Source organism: Bradyrhizobium sp. 17, assembly GCF_023073515.1.
Lineage (GTDB): Bacteria > Pseudomonadota > Alphaproteobacteria > Rhizobiales > Xanthobacteraceae > Bradyrhizobium > Bradyrhizobium canariense_D.
In genome coordinates this window covers 296,478-312,112 of record NZ_JADPJQ010000035.1, presented here as the reverse complement: position 1 = coordinate 312,112, position 15,635 = coordinate 296,478, and the positions used below count along the sequence as shown (strand labels likewise).

The window sequence follows — 15,635 nt, the reverse complement described above, 5'->3', positions numbered from 1 at the left end:
AGACCCGGATAATAAGGCGAAAACCGGTCCCTCGCCTTCACTTTGGCGTTGGTGCGACGGCTAAATTGGACGTCGCATAACCCAGATCAGGACCAGGCCGGCCACGGCCGAACCAATGCCGACCGCCCGCAGGACGTTATCCGGCGTGGCCATCGCGCTTTTCATGGCCTTGCGCATCCAGGCCGGACTTGCCGCGAACATCAAGCCTTCCAGCACGAACAGGATGCCCAAACCGATGAGGAAGTCGGCGAACGCAATGGACCTCATCGGATTGGAACCTCCCGTTGTGCTGTTCTTGTCTGGACGAAGGGCGGCCAGACTTGCCGCCCTTGTCTCACTTACGGCTTCGCTGGCGTCGTGGTCGCCGTCTTGCCGGACGGGTTACCAAAGAACCGGAAGAAATCCGAGTCCGGGCGCAGCAGGAAGCGGGTGTCGTTCGCGCGCAGCCCGGTCTCATAGGCCGCCATCGAACGGTAGAAGGCGAAGAAATCCGCGTCCTGGCCGTAGGCTTCGGCGAACAGACGGTTGCGCTCGGCATCGCCGACGCCGCGCGTCTGCTCGGCCAGCGACCTTGCATCCGCCTCGATCACGGTCGCCTCGCGGTCGGCCTTGGAGCGGATCTCCTGGGCCTTCTGGCCGCCCTGCGCGCGGAACTCGGCGGCTTCGCGCTCGCGTTCCGTCTTCATGCGCTGATAGACCGCCTGGCTGTTCTGCTCCGGCAGATCGGCGCGGCGGATCCGGACGTCGACGACCTGGATGCCGTAGCCGTCGGCCTCGTGGTCGAGCTGATCGCGGATGCGCTGCATCAGCTTCTCGCGGTCGTCGCGGACCACGTTGATGAAGGTGACCTCGCCGAGCACGCGGCGCAGCGCAGCGTTCAAGAGCGTGGTGAGCTGGATGTTGGCGGCCTGGATCGAGCCGATGCTCTGATAGAAGCGGAGCGCGTCCTTGATGCGGTAACGCGCGAAGGCGTCGACCACGAGCCGCTTCTGGTCGGACGCGATCGCTTCCTGCGACGGGTTCTCCAGATCGAGGATGCGCTTGTCGATGTTGATCACCGAATTCCACGGCGCCTTGAAGTGCAGGCCGGGAGCGGTAACGACATCGACGGGCTTGCCGAACTGCAGCACGATGGTCTGCTCGGTCTGCGCCACCGTGAACAGGGACATGTAGCCCACGATCACGACGAGCAGGAGGCCGAGCAGCGTGACGATACCTGTGACCGGAGATCTCATCGGTTGCCTCCGGTCGTCTGCTGGCCGGTTGCAGGCGGCCGCTTGGCCGTCAACTCGCTGAGCGGCAGATAAGGCACGACGCCCTGGCCCGACTGGCCGCCGTCATAAATGAGCTTTTCCGAACCGCCGAGCACGCGCTCCATCGTCTCCAGATAAATCCGTTCACGCGTCACGTCGGGCGCCTTCTTGTATTCCTCGTAAACCTTCAGGAAGCGCGAGCTCTGGCCCTTGGCCTCGGCGACGGTCTGCTCCCTGTAGCCTTCGGCGGCCTGCATGATCTGCGCCGCACGCCCGCGTGCCTGCGGCACGACCTGGTTGGCATACGTCTGCGCCTCGTTCTGCAGCTGCTCGAGATTGGCGCGCGCCGCCTGGACGTCGCGGAAGGCGTCGATCACCTGCGCCGGCGGGTCGACCTTCTGCATCTGCACCTGGCTGATCTGAATGCCGGCGCCGTAGCTGTCCAGGGTCTTCTGGATTAGTTCCTGCACGCCTTGTTCGGTAACGTTGCGCGCGCCGGTCAGGATCGGCTGGATCTGCGAGCGGCCGATCACCTCGCGCATCGCGCTCTCGGCGACCGCCTTCACGGTGCCTTCGGGATTCTGGATGTTGAAGAGGAAATCGCCGACGCCGTTGGGCTTGATGCGCCAGAGCACGGTGAAGTCGACGTCGACGATGTTCTCGTCGCCGGTCAGCATCAGGCTCTCTTCCGGCACGTCACGAATGGAGCGGCCGCGCCGCGCCGGGTCGTCGATCAGCGTCATGCCGATGGAGATGGTGGAAACGCGCAAGGCCTTTGGCAGCAGCACGGTCTCGATTGGATAGGGCAGATGGTAGTTCAGGCCGGGCTCCACGGTGCGGACATGCTTGCCGAAGCGCAGCACGACGCCGAGCTCTTCGGACTGCACCCGGAAGAAGCCCGACAGCAGCCAGAACGCGACGATGAGCAGCACGATCAGCGTGATGCCGATGCCGGAGAAATAGCCACCCGGCATGATCTGCTGGAGGCGATCCTGGCCGCGCCGCAGAAGATCTTCCAGATCCGGCGGCCTTGGCCCGACCGGTTGCGGGCCGTTGCCCCATGGTCCCTTCGGACCCGAGCCCCATGGGCCACCGCCCTGATTCTTCCACGGCATTCGACGCTCTCCTCGGCAGGGTGAAATTGCCCCCGCCCGCTTTGTCCGGTCCGGCTTTATAGGGGACAGGCAGGTCCCTTACAACGCAGCCCTCGCCGCCCTCCGAGCTAAGCTTGGGGGCAGAAAAGTCAATGTTAACATTGGCAAATGCGGTTAATGGCCTGCCCGCCGACGATATGTCACATAGGAGTAGTCGGCGCTGTCGTGGGGTCCGGCAGGATGACGGATGCGTTCAACCTCATCCCACTCTGCCCTGTCGATGTCGAAATGCGTGTCGCCTTCGGGCCGGGCATGCACTTCGGTGATCTCGAGGCGATCGGCGCGATCGAGCCATTGCCGAAAGATTTCGGCGCCGCCAATCACGGCGATCTCGGCGACCGAACGCCGCAGGGCATCGCCGCGCGCGATGGCGTCTGCGGCGGCAGTCGATGTCGTCACGATGGCGCCGGCGGCGCGATAATCCGCATCGCGCGTGACGACGATGTTGGTGCGGCCGGGAAGCGGCCGGGGCAGGGATTCGAAGGTCCTGCGGCCCATGATCACGGGCTTGCCGATCGTGAGCGCCTTGAAGCGCGCCATGTCGGATTTCATTCGCCACGGCATTGCGTTGCCGGCCCCGATGACGCCGTTCTCCGCGATCGCGACGACGAAGACGATCTCCATCAGGTCGCGCTCCCGGCAAGCCGCGTCAGCGCCGGACCGGTGACGCGGCACAGCGTCCAGTCCTCCAGCATGATGGCACCGAGCGATTTGTAGAACGCGATCGACGGCGCGTTCCAGTCAAGCACCGCCCATTGCAGCCGGGACCAGCCGTTCTCGACGCATTCCCTGGCGAGGTGCACGAGCAGAGCCTTGCCGAGGCCCCTGCCCCGATGCGATGGCCGCACATACAAATCTTCGAGATAGATGCCGTGGCGGCCGCTGAACGTCGAAAAATTCGCAAACCACACCGCGAAGCCGACCGGCTCGCCGTTCCACTCGGCGAGAGCGCAATGGAGTTGCGGTCGTTCGCCGAACAGTGCGTCGGCGATGTCAGCCTCGGTCGCCTCGACCTCGTGCGAAAGTTTTTCGTACTCGGCGAGCTCGCGGATGAAAGCGAGAACCAGCCCGGCCTCACCGGGACGCACACGGCGGATGTTGAGCTGCATCGACTTCAGACCGCGACCGCGGCCTTGATGTGCGGATGCGGATCGTAGCCGACGAGCTCGAAGTCCTCGTAACGGAAGGAGAAGATGTCCTTCACGTCGGGGTTGATCCGCATCACCGGCAGCGCGCGCGGTGCGCGCGTGAGCTGGAGCTTCGCCTGCTCCAGATGGTTGGAATAGAGATGGGTGTCACCGAACGAATGCACGAAGTCGCCGGGCTTCAAGCCCGTGACCTGCGCCACCATCATGGTGAGCAGTGCGTAGGAGGCGATGTTGAAGGGGACGCCGAGGAACACGTCGGCCGAACGCTGATAGAGCTGGCACGACAGCTTGCCGTTGGCGACATAGAACTGGAACAGGCAGTGGCACGGCGGCAACGCCATCTTGTCGACCTCGGCCGGATTCCAGGCCGAGACGATCAGGCGGCGCGAGTCCGGGTTGCGCTTGATCATGTCGATCACATTCGCGATCTGATCGATGCTGCGTCCGTCCGGCGCGGGCCAGGAGCGCCACTGGTGGCCGTAGACGGGGCCAAGATCGCCGTTGGCGTCGGCCCACTCGTCCCAGATGGTGACGCCGTTGTCGCGCAGATATTTGATGTTGGTATCGCCTTTCAGGAACCACAACAGTTCGTGCACGATCGCCTTCAGCGGCAGGCGCTTTGTCGTCAGCATCGGAAAACCGGCGGACAGGTTGAAGCGCATCTGATGGCCGAACACCGACAGCGTGCCGGTGCCGGTCCGGTCGGTCTTTTCGGCGCCGTCTGAAAGAATCCGCTCGAGCAGGTCCTGATACTGGTGCATGTGCGTGAGCCTTTGGGGAGGCGGCGAACTTAGCGGCCGCCCCCGCGCTGCGACAGCGGCGATTCGCCATCCATGCGCATTATACCCGGAAAAGTGAGCGCTCCCGGTGCAAACGACAAGGGGCGGAACTCAGCGTCCCGCCCCTTGTCTATCAGATTGATCCTGCTGGCCAACTTGCCGGCTTGGGTTCGGGTCACGGCGCGCCGACGCTGGCGGCGCCCCTAGTTTTCGGATTCGGTGAACACCTCGTCGCGCTTGGCACGCAACGCCGGCAGCACCGTGAGCACCAGGAGGAAAGCGGCGATGCCGAGCAGCACGGCCGACAGCGGACGCGTCAGGAACACGCTCCAGTCGCCGCGCGAGATCAGCAGCGCGCGGCGCAGGTTCTCTTCCATCAGCGGTCCGAGCACCATGCCGAGCAGCAGCGGCGCCGGCTCGAAATCGTGCTTGATCAGCCAGTAGCCGACCAGACCGAACACGCCTGCCAGGATGACGTCGACCGGCGCGTTGTTCACCGAGTAGATGCCGATCGCGCAGAAGATCACGATCGAGGGGAACATCAGCCGGTAAGGGACGCGCAACAGCCGCACCCAGATTCCGACCAGCGGCAGGTTGATGATGATCAGCATCAGATTGCCAATCCACATCGAGGCGATCATGCCCCAAACCAGCTCCGGCTGCTTCTGCATCACCTGCGGACCGGGCACGATGCCGTGGATGGTCATCGCGCCCACCATCAGCGCCATCACGGCATTGGGCGGGATGCCGAGTGTCAGCAGCGGGATGAAGGAGGTCTGCGCCGCGGCATTGTTGGCGCTTTCCGGCGCCGCCACGCCTTCGATCGCACCGCGGCCGAACCGCGACGGGTTCTTGGCGATCTTCTTCTCGAGCGTGTAGGACGCAAAGGACGCGATGACCGCGCCGCCGCCCGGCAGGATACCGAGGATCGATCCGAGCACGGTGCCGCGCAGGATCGCAGGCGCCGAGTCGATCAGGTCTTTCCTGGTCGGCATCAGGCCGGTGATCTTCTGCTGCACGAGGTCGCGGTTCATCTCGGCGCCGGCGTCGAGGTTGCGGATGATCTCGGCGAAGCCGAACACGCCCATCGCCACCGTCGCAAAGCCGAGACCGTCGGCAAGCTCCGGAATGTTGAACGCCATGCGCGAGGCGCCGGTCTCGATGTCGGAGCCGACCATCGACAGCATCAGGCCGAACACGATCATCGCGATCGCTTTCAGGACCGAGCCCTTGGCCAGCACCACCGCAAAGATCAGGCCGAGCACCATCAGCGAGAAATATTCCGCCGGGCCGAACGCCAGAGCGAGCTTGGTCAGCGGCGCACCGAGCACGGCGATGAGCACGGTCGCAACGCATCCGGCGAAGAACGAGCCGATCGCCGCGATCGCCAGCGCCGGGCCGGCACGGCCTTGCTTCGCCATCTGGTGACCGTCGATGGCGGTAACGACCGACGTCGCCTCACCGGGAATATTGACCAGGATCGAGGTGGTGGAGCCGCCGTACTGGGCACCATAATAGATGCCGGCGAGCATGATCAGCGCGCCGACCGGCGGCAATCCGAACGTGATCGGCAGGAGCATCGCCACGGTTGCGACGGTGCCGATACCGGGCAGCACGCCGACCAGTGTGCCAACCAATGCGCCAATCAGGCACATGAGAATATTGATCGAGATCGGGAGCGACAGACCGTAGAGCCACCAGGGTGACCACCAGGAGATCTGAAACACCACACCGAAACCAAGGCCCAGATTGTGGAAGAGATCGAACATCACACCCTCACTGAACCAGGAAGCGCGGGAACATCGGCATCGGCAGGCCTAGCACGTAGGGGAAGAGCAGCGCGCAGCCGAGCGTCAGGCAGGCGCCGACAATGAGCGCTTCGACCCAGCGTGTCTCATGCGTACCCATCGCCGCGATCATGAAGCTTGCGAACGCCGTTACCACCACCCCAAGCGGACGAATCGCCAGCGCGAAGAAGACGATCGAGAACATCACGAAGAGCGGCCCACGCCAGGCATAGTGCGCCATGCTGGGCCCGTCGGTCAGCAGCCCCGTCAACGCGATGCCGGCGCCAAGTGCGACGAGGAGCCCGCCAAACATCCGCGGCGCCGTGCCGGCGCCAAAGGAGAAGCCCCGCATCCCCTGCAAATCGCTAGAGGCCCACAGTGCGAACAAGGCGAGCGCCATCAGCACGATTCCGCCGACATAGTCCTGCGCGGACCTGATCGTCATGAAGAACGTGAGAATCGCCACCGCAAAGATCGGATAGGAATAGATCAGCGCCAGCAGCACATCGGATGACGCCTTCTTGGTGTCACCGCCGACCGCCCCGAGCAACGCGCCGGGCGCCCCCGCGAGCAGCGCAGTCGCGTGGCTGATGACGACGGCGGCCGGCCCGCGTCCAGCGCCCCAGCCAAAGATCGTCCCGAACGACCAGATGAATTCGAAAATCTGCGGCGCTATGGCCAGCAGACAAAAGCTGATCACCACCGAGGTGTTTCGGTTGGCTGTCGCCGAGTGGCCCATCGTATCGGCCATGCATGTCTCCTCCGCGACCCGTAAGCCACGAGCACTGTTGTTCTAATCGGCTGGAAATCGATGCCCCCGCCCGGATCCCTGCCTAGCCATTTTCATTACACAATGCCAGCAAAACCCAACAAGCCCCCGACGAGCAAAATCCATAGTGGATTGATGCGCGAGACGGATGCGACCACTGCAACCGTCGCGGTCAGAAGCAGCGCAGCAAGCGTACGATCGGTCGACTCGGCGAGGATCAGGGCGCTCGCCGCCATCAGGCCGATCGAGAGCGGAACCAGTGCAGCCTGGATCAGCCCGGGCCAGCGCGATTGGTTCGGCCGGTTGAGGAGCCGGCTGACATAATAGGCAAGCAACGCGGTGGGCAGGCACATGGCCAAAGTCGCCGCCAGGGCGCCGGGGATGCCGGCGACAGCATAGCCGATCAACGTGACGATAAGCACATTCGGACCTGGTGAGAGCTGCGCGATCGCATAGGCATCGGCGAACTGCTTGTCGGTCATCCAGTGATGCACATCGACCGCGATGCGGTGCATCTCGGGCACCGCCGCCGCGGCACCGCCGACCGCGAACAGCGACATCAGACCGAAGGTCGAGATCAGCCCCCAGATCGGGTTCTCCGCGTTCATGCTGCTACCTTCCGCCGCATCAGGAAAGTGGCGCCGACGCTGACGGGGATCGCGACCAAAAGCACGGCCTGGAGCGGCAGGCGAAGGACGCCGATGGCGAGGAACACGCCCAGCATCAGGATGAGCGCCAAGGCGTCCAGCCGCTTGAGCAGCGGCGTCATCATCCGGAAGACCACCGCGATCAAGAGGCCGACGGCCGCACAGGAAATGCCCGCGAGGATGCGGCGCAGCACGTCCACATCGCCGAACCGGGCGTAGATGATCGCGAGCACCGTCATGATCAGCGTGGGCGGCAGCAACAGCCCTGCAAAGGCGGCAATGCCGCCGGCGATCCCGCGCAGCCGCGCGCCGAACACCATCGAGAGATTGACGATGTTGGGCCCGGGCAGGAAATGGCAGAGCGCAAAAGTCTCGTTGAACTCGTCCGCCGTCATCCAGCGGTGCTGCTCGACGATGGCCTGCCGGGCGAATACCAAAACCCCTCCGAAGCCCGCCAGCGACATCCTGGCGAAGGCGAGGAACAGCGCGAGCAAGCCCGGCGGAACGGCGCTGGTGGCTGGACCGTCCGGCTCTTGAACTGGTTGTTGCGCGACCGGTGCGGAATCCTCGGACATGTCAGGAGCTTAGAACGCCGGCCGGCAGGCGGCCAAGCCTGCCGGGAACCTATCCAGAGGGAACCTCGGAATGATCCCTCGAAACACCTGTTATTTGAAACGTTTGCCCCCTATATTGGGAGTGCCGGTTCGCCGGCTATGGAAATAAACGGTCGTCGCAATAAACCATTCGGACCCGGGGGCGGTACCCGGCGCCTCCACCAAAGCCCACCAGCGGGCTGGCCCTGAAAGCGGGCTTTGGCGGGGGCGAAATAGGATCGACGAGGGCGTAAAGGGCGTTCTTTTTCCCGGTATTGTTCCGCCGTTATCGGGCTATGCAATAGTTGCCAACGACAACTTTGCTCCGGTTGCTCAGGCTGCGTAACGCAGTTTGAAAGACCATTCTGAAGTCCTAACGGGTTAAGCTCCGTTAGGCGGGGTTCGGAGGCACCTGGCAACAGAAGCCTCCACTTACCTCTTATTTCCTACCCCGCGGGGACTCCTGCTGACCCGTCAGGCGCGGTACTATTGCGACTTGGCGAGTCGGGCCGGCAGGGCCCAGCTCCTGGAATGCAACAGGACCACCATGGCGACCGATCATATCCGATACGATGTGCTGGCCCGCGACGCGCTGCGCGGCGTGTTGCGCAAGGTGCTGACCGACGCCGCGTCCCAGGGACTACCCGGCGAGCATCATTTCTTCATCACCTTCGTGTCGAAGGCGGAGGGCGTGAAGCTGTCGTCGCGGCTGCTGGCCCAATATCCAGAAGAGATGACGATCATCCTGCAGCACCAGTTCTGGGATTTGACCGTGCTCGAGGACCGCTTCGAGGTCGGCCTGTCTTTCGGCGGCATTCCGGAGCGGCTGATCGTGCCGTTCAGCGCCATCAAGAGCTTCCTTGATCCGTCCGTGAAATTCGGCCTCCAGTTCGACACCTCCGATGTCGCCGACGTCTCGGCCGAGACCTTGCCGGCCGCTCCCGCCCCGTCCGCGGTCGCGGTGGCCCCTGCCACTGACCCTGCGGAAGGCACTGAGGAGCCGGCGGCTCCGAACCAGGGCGGCGCCGAAGTCGTGCGATTGGATCGTTTCCGCAAGAAATGATCTAGATCGGGTCGGCGCCCGTCGCAGGCGGCCAAACTCCCTATATAGAGGCACATGATGAGGCCGCGCGGCATTTCGCGCGGCGGAATGGATGTGCTCATGGCCAAAACTTCCCTCTCGAAGACTTCCCCCTCGAAGACCGACGGCTCCTCGCGCCCGGCGACCCGCACCGAGACCGACAGCTTCGGCCCGATCGAGGTCCTCGCCGATCGTTATTGGGGCGCGCAGACCGAACGCTCGCGCCAGAATTTTCGCATCGGCATCGATCGCATGCCGATCTCGCTCGTGCATGCGCTCGGCATCGTCAAGCTCGCCGCAGCGCAGTCCAACCAGGAGCTCGGTTTGCTCGACCAGCGCCGCGCCAACGCCATCATCCGCGCTGCGCGCGAGGTGATCGAGGGCAAGCTGGACGATCATTTTCCGCTGGTGGTGTGGCAGACCGGCTCGGGCACCCAGAGCAACATGAATCTCAACGAGGTCATCGCCAACCGCGCCAATGAGATCCTGGGCGGCGAGCTTGGCGCCAAGAAGCCGGTGCATCCCAACGATCACGTCAACATGAGCCAGTCGTCGAACGACTCGTTCCCGACCGCGATGCATATCGCGGCGGCAAGCCGCATTACCGCCGATCTGGTCCCTGCCCTTGGCGAATTGCTGCGTGCACTGCGCAAGAAGGAGAAGGAGTTCGCAAAGATCGTCAAGATCGGCCGCACCCACACCCAGGACGCGACGCCGTTGACGCTCGGCCAGGAATTTTCCGGCTATGCCGCACAGGTCGAAAGCGGCATCGCCCGGCTCAAGGTCGCGGTGAAGGAGCTCTATCCGCTGGCGCAGGGCGGCACCGCCGTCGGCACCGGCCTCAATTCGAAGCCGCGCTTTGCAAAACTGTTCGCAAAGCACGTTGCCGGGATTACCAAGCTGCCGTTCACCAGCGCGGCCAACAAATTTGAGGCGCTGGCTTCGAACGACGCCTATGTATCGGCGCACGGCGCCATCAATTCGGTCGCGACAGGCCTGTTCAAGATCGCCAACGACATCCGCCTGCTCGGATCGGGTCCGCGTTCGGGCCTCGGCGAACTCATGCTGCCGGAGAACGAGCCGGGCTCCTCGATCATGCCGGGCAAGGTCAATCCGACGCAGTGCGAGGCGATGACGATGGTGTGCTGCCAGGTGTTCGGCAATCACACCGCGATCACGGTCGCCGGCAGCCAGGGCCATTTCGAGCTCAACGTCTATAAGCCCGTACTGGCCTACAACATGCTGCACTCGATCCGGCTGATGGCGGACGCCGCGCGCTCCTTCACCGAGCATTGCGTCAGCGGCATCCGCGCCGACGAGAAGCGCATCAAGGAACTGATGCAGCGCTCGCTGATGCTGGTGACGGCGCTCGCCCCCAAGATCGGCTACGACAACGCGGCCAAGGTGGCCAAGACGGCGCATGCCAACGGCACCACCCTGAAGGAAGAGGCGCTGCGGCTTGGCTTCGTCTCAAGCGAGGAATTCGACCGCCTGGTGCGCCCCGAGAAGATGACCAGCCCGGGATAAATTCCGAATTCCGATAGCCATCCGTAATGATACGGAGCCCCTAGCTCCATTAAATGTAGGGCTTAAAGGACGGGATTTGATTACCGTCAATGTCGCGGCGGGATTGCGTGTTACGTAGCCCCTCCGCCCCCACGGGGCGGAATTCATCGTTTGATGGCCCAAGGGTCGATTGACGAGGACAAGCGAATGGCGATCAAGTCTCATCGGGCGCAATTCGGCGCACAGTTTCTGAATGTTTCATCCTGCCCACGGAGGATCGGATGATGGAGACGCGACATGGCGAACGTCATCAACCTGAATCGTTTCCGGAAGCGCGCCGAGCGGGAAGCCACGGCGAAGCAGGCGGACGCCAACCGAACGAAGTTCGGCCGCACGAAGGCGGAGCGGTCGGCGGAGGAGACGCGCGCGGATCAGGCGAAGACGCACCTGGACCAGCACCGGATCGATTGCGAGGAGCAGCCATGAAGTCGCCCGTCGTGAAACGGTCGATCGTCGTCGCCGGCCACAAGACCAGTGTCAGCCTGGAAGAGGCGTTCTGGAACGGCATGAAGGAGATCTCGGGCCTGCGCAACATGACGCTGTCCGAGCTGGTCGGCGAGATCGACAGCAACCGCCAGCAGGGCAATCTGTCCTCGGCGATCCGCCTGTTCGTGCTCGACTACTTCAAGAGCCGCGCCATGGCCGCCATCCAGGCGGAAAAGGTCCCGGCCCAGTAGCCGTCTTTGCGCCGATCCTTGATGCCGATCCTGGCGCCGATCGCTTCTGTCACGAAGCTGGTACTTTAAAATCACTCTAAGGTGCAGTTTCAGCGACCGAGCGCGCTTGACCTCGATGCCCTGCGTTGAAAATACAGGGCATGACCGACATCCATGATACGCGTCCGCAGATGCCGCTGGGCCTGGCCCAGCGCGGCTATACCGGCGTCATCCAGCACCTTTCCCCCAAGGACGCAGGCTCGGCACTCTCGGACATCGAACTCGAGAGTCGGCTGATCGAGCTCGGCTTCGTCGAGGGCGCGCGGGTCGAGATCCTGCACGAGGGGTTGGTCGGCCGCGACCCGATCGCCGTGCGGGTCGACAGCATCACCATCGCGGTCCGCCGTCGCGAAGCCATGGCCATTATCGTCGCCTGAAGCGACCGGACCCCAATTCCATGGAAGCACCCCTGCTGCATCTCGCCCTGGTCGGCACGCCAAACAGCGGCAAGACCTCGCTGTTCAATGCGCTGACCGGCAGCCGGCAGAAGGTCGCGAACTATCCCGGCGTCACCGTCGAGCGCAAGGAAGGCTTCTTCGTCACGCCCTTGGGACGCCAGGTCTCCGTGGTCGACCTGCCGGGCACCTATTCGCTGCGCGGACGGAGCCCGGACGAGGAGATCACCCGGGACTTCGTGCTCGGCAAGGCCACCGGCGAGATCGTGCCCGACCTCGTGCTGTGCGTGGCGGACTCGACCAATCTGCGCCTGACCATCCGCCTGCTGCTGGAGCTCAAGCGCACCGGCCGGCCGATGATCCTCGTGCTCAACATGTTCGACATCGCGACCCGCCGCGGCATCACTGTCGACGTCGAGCGGCTCGCCAAGGAGCTCGGCGTGCCCGTGGTCACCTCGATCGCGGTGCGCAAGGGCGGCACGGCCGACCTGCTGTCGCTGACCGACGAGATTTCGGCAAAGCTCGCCGCCGAGCCGGGAGAGAACAATTGGCGGGCGCTCAGCGTGGCCGACTTGCGCGCCACCCAGCGCGAAGCCGACCGCATCATCGCCGACTGCGTCAGCCTGCCCAGCCGGCCCGACACCTGGACGGCGCGGATCGACGCGGTCGTGCTGCATCCCGTCGGGGGGCTGATCGTGCTCGCGGCGATCCTGTTCGTGATGTTCCAGGCGGTGTTCGCCTGGGCGCAGCCGCTGATGGAGTTGCTCAATTCCGGCTTCGACTCCCTCGGCGAGTTCGTGCACGCGACCTTACCCGCCGGCCTGCTGCAGAGCTTCCTTCAGAACGGCGTGATCTCAGGCGTCGGCAGCGTCATCGTGTTCCTTCCGCAGATTATCATCATCTTCCTGTTTATCCTGCTGCTGGAAGATTTCGGCTACATGGCGCGCGCCGCGTTCCTGATGGACCGCATCATGGGCGGCGCCGGCCTGCACGGCCGCGCCTTCATTCCGCTGCTGTCGAGCTTCGCCTGCGCCATCCCCGGCATCATGGCGACGCGCGTGATCGACAACAAGCGCGACCGGCTGACCACGATCCTGATCGCGCCGCTGATGACCTGCTCGGCGCGCATTCCCGTCTACACGCTGATCATCTCCGCCTTCATTCCGGCCAAAGACGTCTGGGGCTTCATCAACCTCCAGGGCCTCGTGATGTTCGGCCTCTACGCTGCCGGCATCATCAGCGCGCTGCTGGTCTCGTTTCTCATCAAATTCTTCATGCTGCGCGACTATGCGCCGGCGCCGTTCATGCTGGAGCTGCCGGACTACAAGATGCCGCGGCTGAAATCGATCGCGATCGGCGTCTACACGCGGGCCAAGATGTTCCTGCACCGCGCCGGCACCACGATCTTCTCGATGATGGTGCTGATCTGGTTCCTGGCCTCGTTCCCGCAGCCGCCCGCAGGCGCCACCGAACCGGCGATCGATTTCAGCCTCGCTGCGATCATCGGCAAGGCACTCGAGCCGCTGCTGGCGCCGGTCGGCTTCAATTGGCAGATCGCGGTCGCGCTGATCCCCGGCATGGCGGCGCGCGAGGTCGCGGTCGCGGCGCTCGGCACCGTCTATGCGATCGAAGGCGGCAAGGAAGCGGCCGAGCAGATCGGCCAGGTGCTGGCGACGAAATGGTCGCTCGCGACCGCGCTGTCGATGCTTGCCTGGTACATCTTTGCCCCGCAATGCGCATCGACGCTGGCCGTGATCCGGCGCGAGACCGGAAGCTGGACCTGGATGGCCGTCACCTTCTTCTACATGCTGGTGCTGGCCTATGCCGCGAGCCTTCTGACCTACAATGTCGCGGTCGCGTTCGGGGCGGGGTAGGCCCCAAACAAAAACTGCGAAAACAACCCCATGCACAGTAGACGGGTGTTGTGAAATCAATGACTTACACTTGTGCGAAAATCGTCCGGCCGCAGGGCTGCGCCAGTTGCTCCGTCGGGCAAAACAGGAGCATGATGCCATCATCGCCACGACCGACCATATCTGGCGTCAAGCCGGTTTATGCGCCAGCACCGTTCCAATCCGCTCCTTCTTGAGCGCGAACTGCGCGGCCAATGCGAGGCCGAATGCCAGGCAGAACGTCGTCCCAGCCGCAATGAAGCGCAGCTTATTGGTTTCCCAGATTGCCCCCTCCTGTGCCATCAGCGACAGCAGTTGGGGCAGAAGCAAGAACACATTGGTTGCCGCAAAGCCGAAGCAATTGAACAGCCGCCACGCGACCGTTCGCATCGAATTGTCGATGTCCGGCAGATCGGAGCAGCTCTGCCTGTCGAGATAGTACGAAATATAGACTGTCACGAGCGCCGGCCCGAGGCCCCACCGCAACATCGCAAAGTAAAGGCTGGCAAGGGACATTTCCCGCAAATTGCCCTCGCCAAAGTTATGCACGGCCAACGTCAGACCAGCGGGCCCTACGGCGAGCGCGACCAGGAAGCTCCAGCAATAAGTGGTGAGGTGGGACTGATCTGAATCGCTTCCCAGAGATGACATCGCAAATCGAAGCAAGAGAACGACGACGATTGCCAATCCATAATTGCAAAGCGAATACATGACCCATGCAATCGAGCGATTGGGGTCCTGCGCCCAGACGACGCCTCTGCCTTGCAGCACGTCATAAATCACGGCCGAAATGGTCACGCCCAGATAAACGGAGCAGATCAAGGCAATGATATAGACGATCCAGTACCGTAGCGGATTGTCGTGAATGGGCGCATCGATTTCGATGCCGAATTTGCTGGCCTCATTGCGCAGGTCGATGCGGGAGCCGTTGCGATAGATCAGGTAACACGCGACAAGCCGGGCAAATCGGTTGTAGAGGTCCTTGATCAGTTGCGTGGCCTGGGGCGCAGCAAGGCCCGTCAACGTCCCAGCCTTCCACTGGCTCATCGTCGGCGCCCCCTGCTGGAAGTCTGCCATCAGCTTGTCGAAACCAAAGCTGTCCTCGGTGAAGAAGGTGGCGTCATCTCCGGTGTCGCGTCCCTGCGTCAGCCACCATTTCATGTAACAGATTTCCGCCCACATCCGATCCGGGGTGTTCGGATCCTTGCGGAAGTCCTGATCGACGACATCTGGAGAATTCGCGATGACTTTCGAGAGCACCTCCTGCGGCACACGCAGCGAAAAGCGGATTTGCGCCATGATCTGCTTCGCGAGCTGAGGCACGCTGATCCAGCTCTGGATCACATCGCGCACCATCAGCAGGACGTTCCATTGAGCCTCCTTCGTCAGGAGGAACAGATACACGATCCCCATTGCGGCGACGACGGTCAGGTACGGAGCAGACTGACTTTTCGCAGCCTCTATGAAGGCTACTGGAAATGCAGGAACCAGCGGCGCCAGGGCAATGACGTCGCGGTTCTCATGGATGAGAAGAAGGAAGAAGCCGCATGAGAATACGACAAAGATGAACCCGCCCAATCGATACTGCTGCCGGGTCGTCATGTATCGCGGGAAAGTCGGGACTTCGGCAATGTTGACCGCGCGGCCAAAAGCCTGCCAGGCCAACCGGCCTGCCACCACCAGGCCCAACAACGTGATGGACCAGCGCACCAGCGAAGGAACCAGGTCGGACGCGGCGTCACGGACCTGATCTGCGGAGGCTTGTGTCGATAGTAAAATGGAAATGACAATTCCCAACACGATGCTAGCCATAGCCTGAACTCCCTCTTGAGCGAGATAGTTCGAACGGGCCGCT

17 protein-coding genes and 1 other RNA gene are annotated in these 15,635 nt (G+C 63.2%); 7 read left to right on the top strand and 11 right to left on the bottom strand.

Annotated features, from left to right (window positions below; all coding sequences use genetic code 11):
• Nucleotides 1-60: 60 nt before the first annotated feature.
• From IVB13_RS06435 to IVB13_RS06390, 10 genes are all read right to left on the bottom strand, one after another.
• Nucleotides 61-267, bottom strand: a complete 207-nt coding sequence (locus IVB13_RS06435) for a DUF2065 domain-containing protein (protein ID WP_018454337.1) — start codon at nt 265-267, stop codon at nt 61-63.
• A 71-nt stretch (nt 268-338) separates the two neighbouring features.
• Nucleotides 339-1,235 (bottom strand): protease modulator HflC, encoded by an 897-nt coding sequence (locus IVB13_RS06430; RefSeq protein ID WP_018454336.1) that lies wholly within the window; start codon nt 1,233-1,235, stop codon nt 339-341.
• Nucleotides 1,232-2,368, bottom strand: coding sequence for an FtsH protease activity modulator HflK (gene hflK / locus IVB13_RS06425; RefSeq protein WP_007600977.1), 1,137 nt, complete (start codon nt 2,366-2,368; stop codon nt 1,232-1,234). Before hflK ends, IVB13_RS06430 begins: the two co-directional genes overlap by 4 nt.
• A gap of 153 nt (nt 2,369-2,521) precedes the next feature.
• A complete protein-coding gene (locus IVB13_RS06420) occupies nt 2,522-3,031 on the bottom strand; it encodes a dihydrofolate reductase (RefSeq protein ID WP_018454335.1) in 510 nt (169 codons plus the stop codon).
• Nucleotides 3,031-3,516, bottom strand: coding sequence for a GNAT family N-acetyltransferase (locus tag IVB13_RS06415; protein ID WP_018454334.1), 486 nt, complete (start codon nt 3,514-3,516; stop codon nt 3,031-3,033). Before IVB13_RS06415 ends, IVB13_RS06420 begins: the two co-directional genes overlap by 1 nt.
• Before the next feature lie 5 nt (nt 3,517-3,521).
• Nucleotides 3,522-4,316 carry a thymidylate synthase gene (locus IVB13_RS06410; RefSeq protein ID WP_007613362.1) on the bottom strand — a complete coding sequence of 265 codons (795 nt, stop codon included), beginning with the start codon at nt 4,314-4,316 and terminating at the stop codon, nt 3,522-3,524.
• Nucleotides 4,317-4,537: 221 nt separating this feature from the next.
• Entirely contained in the window at nt 4,538-6,103 is a 1,566-nt protein-coding gene (locus IVB13_RS06405) for a tripartite tricarboxylate transporter permease (RefSeq protein WP_018454333.1), read from the bottom strand.
• Between the two features lie 7 nt (nt 6,104-6,110).
• The gene (locus IVB13_RS06400) at nt 6,111-6,872 is read right to left on the bottom strand and encodes a tripartite tricarboxylate transporter TctB family protein (RefSeq protein WP_018454332.1); all 762 of its coding nucleotides are present in this window, start codon (nt 6,870-6,872) and stop codon (nt 6,111-6,113) included.
• Nucleotides 6,873-6,967: 95 nt separating this feature from the next.
• Entirely contained in the window at nt 6,968-7,498 is a 531-nt protein-coding gene (locus tag IVB13_RS06395; protein WP_018454331.1) for a chromate transporter, read from the bottom strand.
• Nucleotides 7,495-8,112, bottom strand: coding sequence for a chromate transporter (locus IVB13_RS06390; RefSeq protein WP_018454330.1), 618 nt, complete (start codon nt 8,110-8,112; stop codon nt 7,495-7,497). Before IVB13_RS06390 ends, IVB13_RS06395 begins: the two co-directional genes overlap by 4 nt.
• An 84-nt stretch (nt 8,113-8,196) precedes the next feature.
• Here IVB13_RS06390 and ssrA point away from each other — a divergent pair.
• The 7 genes from ssrA to IVB13_RS06355 all read left to right on the top strand — a co-directional run bounded on the left by ssrA (nt 8,197) and on the right by IVB13_RS06355 (nt 13,762).
• Nucleotides 8,197-8,563: a transfer-messenger RNA gene (ssrA, locus tag IVB13_RS06385) on the top strand.
• A 114-nt stretch (nt 8,564-8,677) separates the two neighbouring features.
• The gene (locus tag IVB13_RS06380) at nt 8,678-9,193 is read left to right on the top strand and encodes a ClpXP protease specificity-enhancing factor SspB (protein ID WP_018454329.1); all 516 of its coding nucleotides are present in this window, start codon (nt 8,678-8,680) and stop codon (nt 9,191-9,193) included.
• A 99-nt stretch (nt 9,194-9,292) separates the two neighbouring features.
• A complete protein-coding gene (gene fumC / locus IVB13_RS06375; RefSeq protein ID WP_244561280.1) occupies nt 9,293-10,738 on the top strand; it encodes a class II fumarate hydratase in 1,446 nt (481 codons plus the stop codon).
• A 276-nt stretch (nt 10,739-11,014) separates the two neighbouring features.
• Nucleotides 11,015-11,203 carry a DUF4169 family protein gene (locus IVB13_RS06370; protein WP_018454327.1) on the top strand — a complete coding sequence of 63 codons (189 nt, stop codon included), beginning with the start codon at nt 11,015-11,017 and terminating at the stop codon, nt 11,201-11,203.
• The gene (locus IVB13_RS06365; protein WP_018454326.1) at nt 11,200-11,454 is read left to right on the top strand and encodes a ribbon-helix-helix domain-containing protein; all 255 of its coding nucleotides are present in this window, start codon (nt 11,200-11,202) and stop codon (nt 11,452-11,454) included. Before IVB13_RS06370 ends, IVB13_RS06365 begins: the two co-directional genes overlap by 4 nt.
• A gap of 140 nt (nt 11,455-11,594) precedes the next feature.
• Nucleotides 11,595-11,870, top strand: coding sequence for a FeoA family protein (locus IVB13_RS06360; RefSeq protein ID WP_018454325.1), 276 nt, complete (start codon nt 11,595-11,597; stop codon nt 11,868-11,870).
• Nucleotides 11,871-11,890: 20 nt separating this feature from the next.
• Complete coding sequence (locus IVB13_RS06355; protein WP_018454324.1) at nt 11,891-13,762, top strand: ferrous iron transporter B; 1,872 nt, start codon at nt 11,891-11,893, stop codon at nt 13,760-13,762.
• Between the two features lie 168 nt (nt 13,763-13,930).
• Here IVB13_RS06355 and IVB13_RS06350 read toward each other — a convergent pair whose 3' ends face one another.
• Nucleotides 13,931-15,592 carry a hypothetical protein gene (locus tag IVB13_RS06350; protein ID WP_018454323.1) on the bottom strand — a complete coding sequence of 554 codons (1,662 nt, stop codon included), beginning with the start codon at nt 15,590-15,592 and terminating at the stop codon, nt 13,931-13,933.
• Between the last annotated feature and the right edge of the window lie 43 nt (nt 15,593-15,635).